The sequence below is a fragment of the uncultured Pseudomonas sp. genome (assembly GCF_913777995.1).
Taxonomy (GTDB): domain Bacteria; phylum Pseudomonadota; class Gammaproteobacteria; order Pseudomonadales; family Pseudomonadaceae; genus Aquipseudomonas.
This window is the reverse complement of the sequence record NZ_CAJYVE010000054.1, coordinates 55,054-67,246: the sequence shown is the minus strand read 5'-3', so window position 1 is coordinate 67,246 and position 12,193 is coordinate 55,054. Positions and strand designations below refer to the sequence as shown.

13 protein-coding genes are annotated in these 12,193 nt (G+C 65.3%); 7 read left to right on the top strand and 6 right to left on the bottom strand.

Annotation, left to right across the window (positions count from 1 at the left end):
• Window positions 1-205: 205 nt before the first annotated feature.
• The 3 genes from QZ497_RS21835 to QZ497_RS21825 form a co-directional block, all read right to left on the bottom strand.
• A complete protein-coding gene (locus QZ497_RS21835; protein ID WP_295479618.1) occupies window positions 206-1,504 on the bottom strand; it encodes a sorbosone dehydrogenase family protein in 1,299 nt (432 codons plus the stop codon).
• Window positions 1,501-1,929 (bottom strand): DUF2231 domain-containing protein, encoded by a 429-nt coding sequence (locus QZ497_RS21830; RefSeq protein WP_295479615.1) that lies wholly within the window; start codon window positions 1,927-1,929, stop codon window positions 1,501-1,503. The genes QZ497_RS21835 and QZ497_RS21830 overlap by 4 nt, the downstream gene beginning before the upstream one ends.
• Window positions 1,930-2,076: 147 nt before the next feature.
• Window positions 2,077-2,898 carry a hypothetical protein gene (locus QZ497_RS21825; RefSeq protein ID WP_295479612.1) on the bottom strand — a complete coding sequence of 274 codons (822 nt, stop codon included), beginning with the start codon at window positions 2,896-2,898 and terminating at the stop codon, window positions 2,077-2,079.
• Between the two features lie 263 nt (window positions 2,899-3,161).
• Here QZ497_RS21825 and QZ497_RS21820 point away from each other — a divergent pair, with 263 nt between their 5' ends.
• Together QZ497_RS21820 and QZ497_RS21815 are read left to right on the top strand one after the other, a co-directional pair.
• Window positions 3,162-3,977 (top strand): protein phosphatase 2C domain-containing protein, encoded by an 816-nt coding sequence (locus QZ497_RS21820; RefSeq protein WP_295479610.1) that lies wholly within the window; start codon window positions 3,162-3,164, stop codon window positions 3,975-3,977.
• Window positions 3,978-4,238: 261 nt separating this feature from the next.
• Window positions 4,239-4,793 carry a cytochrome b gene (locus tag QZ497_RS21815; RefSeq protein ID WP_295479607.1) on the top strand — a complete coding sequence of 185 codons (555 nt, stop codon included), beginning with the start codon at window positions 4,239-4,241 and terminating at the stop codon, window positions 4,791-4,793.
• Between the two features lie 56 nt (window positions 4,794-4,849).
• On the opposite strand, the gene QZ497_RS21810 is transcribed toward QZ497_RS21815, so the two are convergent.
• Together QZ497_RS21810 and QZ497_RS21805 are read right to left on the bottom strand one after the other, a co-directional pair.
• Complete coding sequence (locus tag QZ497_RS21810) at window positions 4,850-5,392, bottom strand: YcxB family protein (protein WP_295479604.1); 543 nt, start codon at window positions 5,390-5,392, stop codon at window positions 4,850-4,852.
• Between the two features lie 223 nt (window positions 5,393-5,615).
• Window positions 5,616-6,521 carry a LysR substrate-binding domain-containing protein gene (locus QZ497_RS21805; protein ID WP_295479601.1) on the bottom strand — a complete coding sequence of 302 codons (906 nt, stop codon included), beginning with the start codon at window positions 6,519-6,521 and terminating at the stop codon, window positions 5,616-5,618.
• A gap of 134 nt (window positions 6,522-6,655) precedes the next feature.
• Between QZ497_RS21805 and QZ497_RS21800 the strand changes: the two genes are divergently transcribed.
• The 5 genes from QZ497_RS21800 (at window position 6,656) to QZ497_RS21780 (ending at window position 11,394) form a co-directional block, all read left to right on the top strand.
• The gene (locus QZ497_RS21800) at window positions 6,656-7,528 is read left to right on the top strand and encodes a transketolase (RefSeq protein ID WP_295479597.1); all 873 of its coding nucleotides are present in this window, start codon (window positions 6,656-6,658) and stop codon (window positions 7,526-7,528) included.
• Window position 7,529: 1 nt separating this feature from the next.
• Window positions 7,530-8,531, top strand: a complete 1,002-nt coding sequence (locus tag QZ497_RS21795) for a transketolase C-terminal domain-containing protein (protein WP_295479595.1) — start codon at window positions 7,530-7,532, stop codon at window positions 8,529-8,531.
• A gap of 11 nt (window positions 8,532-8,542) precedes the next feature.
• Window positions 8,543-9,388, top strand: a complete 846-nt coding sequence (locus tag QZ497_RS21790) for an NAD(P)-dependent oxidoreductase (protein ID WP_295479592.1) — start codon at window positions 8,543-8,545, stop codon at window positions 9,386-9,388.
• 70 nt (window positions 9,389-9,458) lie between these two features.
• The gene (locus QZ497_RS21785) at window positions 9,459-10,781 is read left to right on the top strand and encodes an MFS transporter (protein ID WP_295479588.1); all 1,323 of its coding nucleotides are present in this window, start codon (window positions 9,459-9,461) and stop codon (window positions 10,779-10,781) included.
• Between the two features lie 154 nt (window positions 10,782-10,935).
• Window positions 10,936-11,394 (top strand): thiol-disulfide oxidoreductase DCC family protein, encoded by a 459-nt coding sequence (locus tag QZ497_RS21780; RefSeq protein ID WP_295479585.1) that lies wholly within the window; start codon window positions 10,936-10,938, stop codon window positions 11,392-11,394.
• A gap of 51 nt (window positions 11,395-11,445) precedes the next feature.
• Here the strand turns inward: QZ497_RS21780 and QZ497_RS21775 are convergent, their stop codons facing one another.
• The gene (locus QZ497_RS21775; protein ID WP_295479582.1) at window positions 11,446-12,177 is read right to left on the bottom strand and encodes a DUF4198 domain-containing protein; all 732 of its coding nucleotides are present in this window, start codon (window positions 12,175-12,177) and stop codon (window positions 11,446-11,448) included.
• Window positions 12,178-12,193 lie beyond the last annotated feature (16 nt).

Below are 12,193 nucleotides of genomic sequence, written 5' to 3'. Positions count from 1 at the left end.
GTTGCAGGCAAAGCGGTCTTTTTGGAAGTATTCTTGCTCATGGTCTCGCCCTCGCTGTCGCTGACATCTATAGGATGCCACCGTGGCGCATAGACGCCTCGGCGGGGGCGAGTCCATCCAATTACCAAGTGAACCGGCCCCCCCATCAAGTTGGAGCGTTTATCCTGGAAAGCAGGGCTGACCGCTCTGGCCAGCCCCGTTTGGCTCATGGCTGGCGGGTCACGCGCCAGACCGTGTTGGCCAGGTCGTCGGCGATGATCAGCGCGCCTTTCGGGTCGACGGTCACGCCCACCGGGCGGCCGCGGGTCTTGCCGTCTTCACCACGGAAACCGGTGGCGAAGTCCACTGGCTCACCAGCCGGTTTGCCGTCGTTGAAGGGCACGAAGATCACCTTGTAGCCCACCGGGTTGTCGCGGTTCCAGCTGCCGTGCTCGCCGACGAACACGCCATTGGCGAACCTGTCGCCCATCGCCGGGATCGAGAACGACACGCCCAGCGCCGCGACGTGGGAGCCCAGGCTGTAGTCCGGCTTGGTCGCTCTGGCCACCATGTCCGGGTTCTGTGGATGGGCACGGCTGTCGACGTTCTGCCCCCAGTAACTCCACGGCCAGCCGTAGAAGGCGCCTTCCTTCACCGAGGTCAGGTAGTCCGGCACCAGGTCCGGGCCCAGTTCGTCACGCTCGTTGACCACCGCCCAGAGCTGCCCGCTGCCGGGCTGGATGGCCAGCGCCGTAGGGTTGCGCAGGCCGGTGGCGTAGGGCTTGTGCGCACCGGTCTGGGTGTCGATCTGCCAGACCATCGCGCGGTCGGCTTCGACCTCCATGCCGCGTTCGCCGATGTTGCTGTTCGAGCCGATGCCCACGTACAGGTAGCGGCCGTCGGCGCTGATGGTCATGGCCTTGGTCCAGTGGTGGTTGACCTCCGCCGGCAGGGCGGTGAGCCTGACCGGCGCACCGCTGGCCTGGGTCTGGCCGTCCTGGTAGTCGAACCGCACCACGGCATCCTGGTTGGCGACGTACAGCTTGCCGTCGGCGAAGGCCAGGCCGTAGGGCGCGTTGAGGTTGTCGGCGAACACCGTCTGCACTTCGTAGCGCCCATCGCCGTCGGCATCGCGCAGCAGGGTCAGGCGGTTGCCGCCCTTCACCTTGGTATTGCCCTGGGCCTTGATGTAGCCGGCGATCACGTCCTTGGGCTTGAGCTTGGCGGCATTACCGCCGCGGCCTTCGGCCACCAGAATGTCACCGTTGGGCAACACCAGGGTCTGGCGCGGAATCTTCAGGTCGGTGGCAATGGCGTTAATGGCGAAGCCTTGCGGCACCGTGGGCTTCTGGCTGCCCCATTCGGCCGGCTCGGCGATCTTCATGCTGGGCAACAGGCCGCGTTGTGGTTCGGGCAGCTTAGGGTCCGGTCCGCGCGCCTGGGTGCTGTCGGCTTCGCCGCCGCAGGCGCTCAGCAACAGGGTCAGGCCGAGCAGGCTCAGTGGTTTGATCAGGCGGCTGTTCATCGGGCACCTCCGGCGCGCAGGTTGCTGAAGCCGGTCCACGCCGAGACCACGGCCAGCAGGGCGACCAACACCGACAGCACCAGGCCGGCGGGCATCACCGCCCAGGCGTCCTTGGCGTGTTCGAAAGCGTTGATCAGGCCCAGCACCCAAGTGGCCAGCAACAGCAGCAGGTAGACCAGCGGGCGGCCGCCCTTGTGCGCGGCGCGCAGCAGGTTGGCGATGGCGAACAGGCCGGCCAGACCGGCGAACAGCAGGCCCCCGGCGATCAGCCAGGAAGCGAAGTTGCTCCACTGGATCTGCACGGTGTTGTAGTAGGCGATATCGCTGAGCAGCGCGCCGAGAAACAGCGACACGCTGCCGCCGAGCAGGATCCCGTGCAGCGGGCCCGGCGCGGTGCGGTAAGGGGAATGGTCGGGTACGGTCACGGTGGTGCTCCTTGTGGTTTACGGTCCAGGGTCGGGTCGAGCAAATCGCACAAAGATAGTGGATACCCCACAGGCGGCGTTAGTTCAGGCGGGCGCCCGCCGGTGACAAGACGTTGCAAAGATTGCGGGCACCCGGCGGGTGGCGACTCAGCGCACGCGGCTCAACAACTGCTCGGCCAGTTCACCGTTGATCATCTGGATGTAGCGCATCCGACCGTCGGCGGTGGGCTGCAGGATGGTGGCACTCTGCGATTTGTGCAGTGGATGGCTGAACTGCGCGGGGTTGGCAGAGTAGGCAAAGCTCTGGAAGTGCAGGGCGTTGCCCACCCAGCGCACGTCGTTGTACAGGTAATGCCAGTCGCCGCCGGTTGCATGGTCGATAACGGTGACGCCGCGCGCATCGCGGCGGATCTCGACCTGCACCTCGCCATCGAGCGCCCACTTGCCCAGGTAGCGTTGCAGGTTGGCATGCGCCGGCACCTGCGGCGCCGGGGTGAAGTCGCTGGGCTGGTAAGGCGTCTGGCGGGCGCGCTCGGCAGCGCTCGGGTAGCCTTCGCAGCGCGGCGCCAGTTGCGTGACCTTGCGGTAGTCGAAGGTCAGTGACTGGCCGGCCACCTCCATGCCCAGCTGCATCGTCTGCGGCGAAAAGGCCAGCACCTTGAGTTCGAAGCGCTCCTGCGGGGCTTGTACCTGAATACGGCTGCCGTCGGCGGCGATGCTGTAGCGTCCCGGCTCCGGCGCTTGTACATGGCTGTCCAGGCAGTTGAAGGGGTGCAGCAGTACCGTGCCATCGGCACGGAATTCACTGACGTTGGCGATGCCGTTGTTTAGCGGTTGCATCGCCCAGATGCCGACCAGACGGCTGGTGTCGCTGGCCAGCGCGGTGGCCCCTGGCGAGACTTCCTTGGAGGTGGCACAGCCGCCGAGCAGGGTGGCGCAGAGCATGAAGCAGAGCAGCTTTGTTGACACAGGGTTCTTCCGTTGCAAATCGTTGTTCAGCGCCCCGGCGTGATTTTCGGTGCGGGGCGGATTTCAGCCCAGCTATGACCGCCGGATCAAGGTTCAGTGCCCGACCGGTCGGCGGTCGGGCAGACGGCGTGGCGATGGCGTGCCATGATGGCGCGCTTGATTCCTTCAAGCGCCAGCCAAAGCGGTTCGCACATCCACGGCTTGGCGAACATCCTCGAACTTTGACGGTCAACTGGCCTCGACTCGTGTTGCAGGAGAACCCCATGCATCTGGACCTCATCGAATCCATCAGCCTGGCCGGCAAGGCTCAGGTGCCGAACGACGATCGGGCCGGCTGTGGCGAGCGGCATGCCTGGGTCATCGACGGTGCCACCGACCTCGGCCCGTCGGGGCTGGTGGGCGAGCGGGGTGGGGCGGCGTGGCTGTCCGGTGTCGCGCATCGTGCATTCATGGCCGCCGAAGGTACCCTGGCCGATATCTGCGGGCAGGTCTTCGCCAGCGTGGCCACGGCCTATGCGCAGGCGCGCCAGCGTGAACCACAGGGCAAGTGGGAGTTGCCGCAGGCAGCCCTGGCGGCGCTGGCCCTCGAAGGCCCGGTGCTGGCCTGTGGTTTTCTGGCCGATTGCGTGGTGCTGCACCGCAGCGCCCAGGGCGTGGCTTTCCTGACTCCGGCGCCGGATCGTCATCAGGAACGCGCCGAGGCCCTGGCCCTGGGGCCGGGGGCGGGCGCGGGGGCGGTGCGCACGCCAGCGGTGCTGGCCGACCGCCGCGCCGCCCGCGAGCGGCCCAAGGCGGTGCTCAGCGTTGACGCCGGTCAGGCGATGAAAGCCATCGAGTATGTACGTGTGGCGGTGGCGCCAGGTGATGACCTGCTGCTGATGAGCGACGGCTTCGCGGCCTTGCTGGACACCTACCAGGCCTATCAACCGGAAGCCTTCATGCAGCGTTTGCTGGCCACCGGGCTGGCGCCGCTGGCCGAAGAGCTGCGGCGCATCGAACGTGAGGACGCGGCCTGCCTGCGCTACCCGCGCTTCAAGGCCAGCGACGATGCCACGGCGCTGTGGCTGCGTGTGGCGTGAAGCCGCGCTCAAGCGCGTCAGCAGCCCCGCATGCACGCCATCAGCGCCTCGTCCGGGGCGGCCCGGAAGCGCGTTCGCGGGAGACTGACTGAACCGGTCGCCTCTGTGTCACAGCCAACCGAAGCCATTGACTCAGAGCGGCAGTCAGCCCTGCCTCCAAAGCGTTTTCCCTACCATCCTGCGCAACCTAAGACTCGCTTAAGCTTGCACTCCCAAACTCGGCCTCTGTTGATCCCACCATCAGGATGTATGAGGCTTTTCATGACCCGAGAGACGACTGTTCAACGCTATGGAAACCTGTCCATCGCATTGCACTGGTTGATGTTGGCCCTGTTTGCGGGCGTCTATGCCTGTATTCAGATCAAGGGATTACTCCCGCGCGGGAGCAACGCACGCAGCCTGTTTCTGGGGTTGCATGGTGCATTGGGGCTGAGCATTTTCGTACTCGTCTGGCTGCGCCTTCTGGGACGCCTGGCCCCACGTCCGCCTATCACACCAAGGCCGGCACAATGGCAGGAAAGACTTTCACATCTCGTGCACCTGGCCCTTTATGGGCTGATGATCACGACACCGGTGCTTGCCTGGCTGATGCTCGCAGCCGGGGGCAAGCCGTTTCCCTATTTTGGTTTCAGCGTGTGGGCGCCGATCGAAATCAGCCCTGAATGGGCGAAACAGCTTAAAGAGTCGCATGAATTCATCGGCAATGCGGGCTACTGGTTGATCGCCCTGCACGCCGCGGCGGGCCTATTCCACCATTACTGGATCAAGGACGATACGCTGGCTCGCATGCTTCCAAGATCTGGCAAGGGTCGATAACCGGCTTCTTCCATCATTCTGAGGCTGCAGACGATCTGAACCTGACAGGCGCGAGGTCAACCCGGCGGTACGGCCGCCAGGCAGGACTGGATATCCGCCAGTTGCGTGGCGGACAGACAGCGCTTGGGGATCAGCCGATAGAGTCGATCGGATTCGTACAAGAGAATCAGCCGCTCATCCTCACGCGCCTTGCGAAAATCCGTCCATGGCGCGCGAGCATGCCCGTAGTCGCTCTTCATCACCACGCCCTGTTCATCCCAGGCCAGGCAGGTAGGCTTTTGAAGGGTCTTCTGCTGGGCGAACGTCTTGCGCGCCCGGATTCCGCCCAGCATCTGCGTGATCAGAAATGGAAAACCGAGCACTGCGAACGGAGTAATCAGGGCGAAGATTGCAACCGGCAGCACGGCCTTGTTACCCATCAGCCACAACACGTAGGCGAAAGCTGCCGTGGCAATCACGCAGAGGATCGACAATCTGATCAGGCCGGCCCGGCTGAAGACATGCTGCCAGAAGTGCAGTCGCTGGGCCATGGCAAGATCTTCGGGCTGCAACTGGATGACCACGGTGCGTGGCCCTGTTTCGTATGGGGTTTCGGTCATGGGTCAGTGCATTCTCAAATGATGTCGGCGAAAAAAGTGTGGGGCCTCGTCGTCCAACACGGCCTCAGTCAACTGCTCGAACTGGAGTCAGCGTGTAAGAAGCGAATGAGCGTCGGAGACCTGAACGTACTCAACACCACGGCTTGACAGTTGTCATCAGCCCTCTCACCGCTGAGGTAACTTTATCGAAGGAAAGAAGTGACACCGCCTGGCCTGAACGCGGTCAGCGCACGCCGATCTCATCCAGCAGCCACTTCTTGAATACCTCGGATGCCTCGTGACGGGTTCGGCGCTTGGGGTACACCAGGTAGTGGCCGATGTACTGGATGTCATGGGTCAGGCTACGCAGCGGGGCCACCAGCGCGCCGCTGCGCAGTTCGCCTTCGGCCAGCAGGGTCGATTCCAGCACCACACCCATGCCGTTCACCGCCGCGGCGATGGCCATGGCGCTGCGGTCGAAGCGCAAGGCGTAGTGGTGCGGGGCGAACAGGTGGTTGGCTTCGAACCAGCCTTTCCATTGCAGCATCTGCACTTCGCACTGGATCAGTGTGTGCTGGTAGAGATCCTGGGGGCTGCGGATGTGCTTTGCGACCTCGGGGCTGCACAGCGGGGTGAGGTGCTCCACGGCCAGCGGCACGATTTCGTGCAGGCTGCCGCGCGGCTCGCCGTAGACGATGTCGAGGTCGAAGTCGTCGTTGTCGAAGCGCGCATAGTCGGTACTTGCCGAGAAGCGCAGATCGATGTGCGGGTAAGCCGCCACGAAGCGCTGCAGGCGCGGCATCAGCCACTGGGTGGCGAAGCTGGGGGCGGTGTGCAGGCGCAGCGGCGGTGGCTCGTCGGCATTCACCAGGGCAAAGCCGCGTTGCATTTCGTCGAGGCCACGTTGCACGTGTTCCAGCAGCACGCGGCCCTTGAGAGTCAGGTTCACCTCTCGGGTGGTGCGTTCGAACAACTGCAGGTCGAGGGCTTCTTCCAGCTTTCGGATCGAGTGGCTGACGGCGCTGGAGGACAGCCCCAGTTCCTGGGCGGCGACCGCGAAGGAGCCGCTGCGCCCGGCTGCCTCGAAGACCCGCAAGGACGATAGCGGCACTTTGCGCAGTGCGGCTATTGGTGAATTTGGTTCACTCATTCCTGTAAAAATGTCCTTTGTAAGCCCGCAATATCGGGTGATAGCGTTGGTTTCAGGTTCCGTGTCGGACTGTTTGATGAATCTCATACAGTAGTTCGGCATGGCGACTCTTACATCGCAAGCAGGAATACACAATGACAATAATTCCTCAGCGAGCGCCGACGACGCCGGATACGCTCGCCCACCTGAAACACCACGCCTGGCGCATCCGCCGCTTCGCCCTGCGCATGGGCGAAGTACAGGGCCAGGGCTATGTCGGCCAGGCCCTGGGCTGGGCCGATGTGCTGGCCGTCGCCTACTGCCATGCCATGCGTCTCGACCCGGCCAACCCGGAATGGGAGGGCCGCGACCGCTTTCTGCTCTCTCATGGTCACTACGCCATCGCGCTGTATGCGGCGCTGCTGGAGGCCGGCGTGCTGCCTGAACAGGAGCTGGAGACCTACGGCGCCGACGACAGCCGCCTGCCGATGTCGGGCATGGCCACCTACACCCCCGGCATGGAAATCTCCGGCGGTTCGCTGGGCCAGGGCCTGGCCATCGGCGTAGGCATGGCCCTGGCGCTGCGCATGAAGGGCAACCCGGCCTGGGTGTTCAACTCGATGTCCGATGGCGAGCTGGACGAAGGCGCGACCTGGGAAGCCGCCCTGTCGGCGGCGCACCACCAATTGGGCAACCTGATCGCGCTGGTCGACCTGAACAAGCAGCAGGCCGATGGCAATTCCCACGAGGTGCTGGAGTTCGAACCCCTGGTGGACAAATGGCAGGCCTTCGGCTGGCACGTGCAGCGGGTCGACGGCAACGATCTGGCAGCGGTGCTGCAGGCGTTCGACAGTGCCATGGCCCTGGAAGCGGCGCAGCCGCGGGTGATTCTCTTCGACACCCTGATGGGCAAAGGCGTGGACTTCCTCGAAGACCGCGAGAAGAACCACTTCATCCGCGTCGAGGCGGACGAATGGCAGGCCGCCTTGCGCGCTCTGGATGATGCCTATGCACAGGGGGCGCAGTGACATGAGCAACGAAACTACCCACAAGCCGCGGCTGACCACCTCGGCGATGATCGCCTCGATCGCCGCCGAAGGTCAGCGTACCGAGACGGCGCCGTTCGGCCACGCGCTGGTGGCGGCGGCGCAGCGGGACCCGCGCATCGTCGGCATGAGTGCCGACCTGTCCAAGTACACCGACCTGCACGTGTTCGCCCGCGAGTTTCCCGAGCGGCACCTGCAGATGGGCATGGCCGAGCAGTTGCTGATGGCCGCCGCCGGTGGCATGGCCAAGGAAGGGCTGGTGCCGTTCGCCACCACCTATGCGGTGTTCGCCACCCGGCGTGCCTATGACTTCATCCACCAAGTGATCGCCGAGGAGCGGCTCAACGTCAAGATCTGCGCGGCGTTGCCTGGCCTGACCACCGGCTACGGCCCCAGCCACCAGGCCACCGATGACCTGGCGTTGATGCGCGCGGTGCCGGGCATGACGGTGATCGACCCTTGCGACGCGCTGGACACCGCCCAGGCTGTGGAAGCCATCGCCGCCCACCACGGGCCGGTGTACATGCGCCTGCTGCGCGGCAAGGTGCCAATGGTGCTCGACGAATACGACTACCGCTTCGAACTGGGCAAGGCCAAGCTGCTGCGCGACGGCAAGGACGTGCTGATCATCGCCAGCGGGATCATGACCATGCGTGCCCTGGAAGTGGCGCAATTGCTCGGCGATGGCAGTGCCGATGTGGCGGTGCTGCACGTGCCGACCATCAAGCCGCTGGATGAAGCGAGCATCATCGAAGCCTGCCGGCGCAGCGGGCGCCTGGTGGTGGTGGCGGAGAACCACAGCACCGTGGGCGGTTTGTCCGAGGCTGTCGCACTGACCCTGCTCAAGGCGCGGGTGGCGCCTGAACTGCGCCAGGTGGCGCTGCCGGACGCCTTCCTGGATGCCGGCGCACTGCCGACGCTGCACGACCGCTACGGCATTTCCGCCGCAGTGATGGCCGCCAACATTCTTCAATGGCTGGGTTGAGGAGCACGCACATGAAAGTTGCATTCATCGGCCTGGGGGCCATTGGCCTGCCCATGGCCCAGCAGATCCGCCAGGCCGGCCATGCGCTGATCGGTATCGAACTCAGCGAAGCGGGCCGTGAACGGGCGCGTGAGCAGGGCCTGGAGGCCAGCGCTGACTGGCGCGCCGCGCAGGATGCCGAGGCCGTGGTGGTGATGGTCGCCACCCCGGCGCAGTTGCAGGCCCTGGTGGACAGCTTCGAGCCACTGCGCCCTGGCCAGTACTGGGTAATCATGAGCACCGTCGGCCCGGCTGCCGCGCGTGAACAAGGTGAACGCCTGGCGGCACGCGGGGCGCGGGTGGTCGATGCACCGGTTACCGGTGGCGTGGCCCGGGCGCGCACCGGCAGCCTGCTGATCTTCGCCTCCGGGGCGCCTGCAGACGTGCAGGCGGTCAACCCGGTACTGGCGGCGATGGGTGAGGTCAAATCCACCGGGGACAGCATCGGTGACGGCCAGGCCATCAAGGTGGTCAACCAGCACCTGTGTTCGGTGCACCTGGTGGCCGCTGCCGAAGCCCTCAACCTGGCCCATGCCCTGGGCCTGGATCCAGCCAAGGTTCTGGAGCTGGTGGAGCGCGGGGCGGGGGGCTCGTGGATGCTCTCCGACCGTGGTCCGCGCATGCTGCAGGGCACCGATGCGCAGGTCACCAGCATGGTCGACATCTTCGTCAAGGACAGCGGCCTGGTGGCCGATGCGGCCCAGGCCTGCCATGCCTCGGTGCCGCTGCTGGACATCGCCCACCAGCGTTTTTCCAGCGCGGCGCAGGCCGGGCTGGGGCAGCGTGACGACAGCCGGGTGATCGAAACCTGGCGCTGAAACGGCACACATGAAGACCGGGCAGGCGGGCCTGCCCACCCGTACAACAACAATAAAGGCAGGGTTTTCCATGAGTCATTCCACTGAGGTGGCCGCCGGGCCACACGACAAGGCTTCGAAAGTCTCCTTCGCCTCCATGGTCGGTTCGGCCGTGGAGAGCTATGACTTCTTCATCTACGGCACAGCGGCCGCCGGCTGGTTCGGCTCGGTGTTCTTCCACACCACCGAGCCGATCGTCGGCATCCTGGCGGCCTTCGCCACCATGGCGGTGGGCTTTTTCATGCGCCCGCTGGGCGGTTACCTGGCCGGACACTACGGCGACCGCATCGGCCGCAAGGCAGTGCTGCTCTGGTCGCTGCTATTGATGGGCGGCGCCACGGTGCTGATCGGTGCGCTGCCCACCTACGAACAGGCCGGGGTCGTCGCGCCGCTGCTGCTGATTCTGTTGCGCATGATCCAGGGCATCGGCTTTGGCGCGGAGTGGGGCGGTGCAGTGTTGATGGCCTGTGAGCATGCGCCACCGCAGCGCCGCGGCTTCTTCGGCGCGGTGCCGCAGATCGGCATTCCGCTTGGTCTGCTGATGGCCAACGGCGCGTTCCTGCTCTCCGGTGCGTTGCTCGAAGGCGACTGGGTGTGGCGCGCACCCTTCCTGGCCTCGGTGGTGATGGTCGGCGTGGGCATGTGGATTCGTCTGGGGGTCAGCGAGTCGCCGGAATTCGAGAAGATGAAAGCCGAGAACACCCTGATCCAGCAGCCGGCGCTGACCGTGATCCGCAACGACTGGCGCAAGATCCTGCAGATCGTCGGCCTGCGCCTGGCGGAAACCGGCGGTTACTACCTGGCCACCAGCTTCATGCTGTCGTACGTGCTGCTGGCCGGGGTGGCGAGCAAGGAAAACGTGCTGTGGGGCACCCTGGTCGGTTCGGCGCTGGGGCTGGGCAGCCACCTGTTCTTCGGCGCGCTCAGTGACCGCATCGGGCGCAAGAAGGTGTTCCTCATCGGCTCGCTGTTCACCATCGCCTTCGGCATTCCGCTGTTCCTGCTGATCAACACCGGCGTGGTGGTGCTGATCGTGGTCGCGGTGGCGCTGTCGCTGCTGCTCAGCCACGACCCGATATTCGCCGTGGAGGCAAGCTGGTTCACCGAGCAGTTCCCGGCCAACGTCCGCTCGTCGGGCATTTCCCTGGGCTACAACGGTGCCTCGCTGGTGGCCGGTGCCTTGCCATTCCTGGCCACCGGCCTTTACGCCATGGTCGGCTGGATCGGACCGGCCCTGTTGTTCAGCGCCCTGGGGGTGATCTCCACCGCTTGCGCGTTGAAGATGCGCGAGACCGCTCCGGCGGTGGTGGGCGAAGAACAGCTGTCGGGCACGCTGGCCACGGCTGCACACTGACCGCGGCTTGCGGGGCGGGTGGTCGTCAGGCGGCCCGCCTTGCAATCCGGCGGCGTGTGTAGGCTGAAGCGGTCACTGACGTGCTGCGCTGGTCAATGCCTGGCTTTCTCGGTTAGGGTCGGGGCTTCGCGACTCGACACCCACGAGGCCCTGGATGGTTTCTTCTCTTTTGCGCCCCGAACCTGCGCCGTTGCTGGCTCCCGGCGAGACTGTGGTGCTGTTCGATGGGGTGTGCAAGCTGTGCAACGGCTGGGCGCAGTTCGTGATCCGTCACGACCGCCGGCAGCGCATCCGCCTGGCCACCGTACAGTCGGCCGAAGGCCAGGCGCTGCTGGCCTGGGCCGGGCTGCCGCTGGATCGCTTCGATACCATGGCGACCATTCGTGACCGGCACTACTGGGTGCGTTCCGAAGCCTTCTTCGAGGTGGTGCGGCAGTTGCCGGGGCTGTGGCCGTGGTTGCGGGTGTTGCGTGTGGTGCCGGAGCGGCTGCGTGACCTGGGCTACGACTGGGTGGCGCGTAACCGTTACCGCTGGTTCGGCCGCCATGCGCAATGCCTGATGCCCACAGCGGACCACCAGCGACGGTTCCTGCGCAGTGATGTGCCGCGCTGACCCGAGCCTGCAGCACCGCCGGGTAACGCGGCGCAGCAGGTTATGCCGGGGTCAGTCGTGGTGCTCTTCGCCCACGAAGGTCAGCGAGGTGAACAGGCCTCGGGCTTCGATGTCGGCATCGCCCTTGACCGGCAGGGTGACTTCGGCGGCGATGACGTTCAGGCCTTCGTTGCGCACCACCACGCTGGCGCGACCTTCGGCGTCGGTTTCGGCGCTGACTTCATCCGGCTCGCTGCGGTAGTCGCCGATCAGCTTGATACCGGCGGCGGGCTTGCCATCGACCAGCACCTTGACCGGCAGCGGCTTGCCCGGCCCGACCTTCAGCGGATCGGCCAGCGGCACGATGACCATCTTCAATTTGTCCAGCGCTGGCAGCCGGGCACCGGGCGCATAGATCGCCAGGCTGTACTTGAAGGTGTGGATCGAGTCCGTGCCCCCCGGCACCTTGCTGCGTCCCTGGTTGATCCATTTCTTGTCTTTGTCGCGGGTCCACATGCCGTTGTCCAGGGCCACGCTCATGATCGCCACGGGTTTGATCGGCTTGAGCCGGGCATGGTCGTCCAGGCGCTCGACGGTCACCGGCACCTGCCGGCCGGCCAGGTCATAGGCCCAGGCGCCACTGACTTTCTGCGCCTTGAAGGCGTTGTCTTCGGCGCCATGGCCGTAGATCACTTCGATGTTGCCGCGACGTTGCTCGGTCCACAGGCCATGGGCCGAAGCCTGGCCGGCGCACAGCAGGGCGCCGCTGATGCCCAGTGCCAGCAAAGAGGAGTTGAAACGCATGGTGTTTCCTTTTTTC

Coding starts and splice junctions, on each gene's coding strand:
- QZ497_RS21835 (WP_295479618.1), bottom strand. CDS start 1,504: ATGAACAGCCGCCTGATCAAACCACTGAGCCTGCTCGGCCTGACCCTG.
- QZ497_RS21820 (WP_295479610.1), top strand. CDS start 3,162: ATGCATCTGGACCTCATCGAATCCATCAGCCTGGCCGGCAAGGCTCAG.
- QZ497_RS21815 (WP_295479607.1), top strand. CDS start 4,239: ATGACCCGAGAGACGACTGTTCAACGCTATGGAAACCTGTCCATCGCA.
- QZ497_RS21810 (WP_295479604.1), bottom strand. CDS start 5,392: ATGACCGAAACCCCATACGAAACAGGGCCACGCACCGTGGTCATCCAG.
- QZ497_RS21805 (WP_295479601.1), bottom strand. CDS start 6,521: ATGAGTGAACCAAATTCACCAATAGCCGCACTGCGCAAAGTGCCGCTA.
- QZ497_RS21800 (WP_295479597.1), top strand. CDS start 6,656: ATGACAATAATTCCTCAGCGAGCGCCGACGACGCCGGATACGCTCGCC.
- QZ497_RS21795 (WP_295479595.1), top strand. CDS start 7,530: ATGAGCAACGAAACTACCCACAAGCCGCGGCTGACCACCTCGGCGATG.
- QZ497_RS21790 (WP_295479592.1), top strand. CDS start 8,543: ATGAAAGTTGCATTCATCGGCCTGGGGGCCATTGGCCTGCCCATGGCC.
- QZ497_RS21785 (WP_295479588.1), top strand. CDS start 9,459: ATGAGTCATTCCACTGAGGTGGCCGCCGGGCCACACGACAAGGCTTCG.
- QZ497_RS21780 (WP_295479585.1), top strand. CDS start 10,936: ATGGTTTCTTCTCTTTTGCGCCCCGAACCTGCGCCGTTGCTGGCTCCC.
- QZ497_RS21775 (WP_295479582.1), bottom strand. CDS start 12,177: ATGCGTTTCAACTCCTCTTTGCTGGCACTGGGCATCAGCGGCGCCCTG.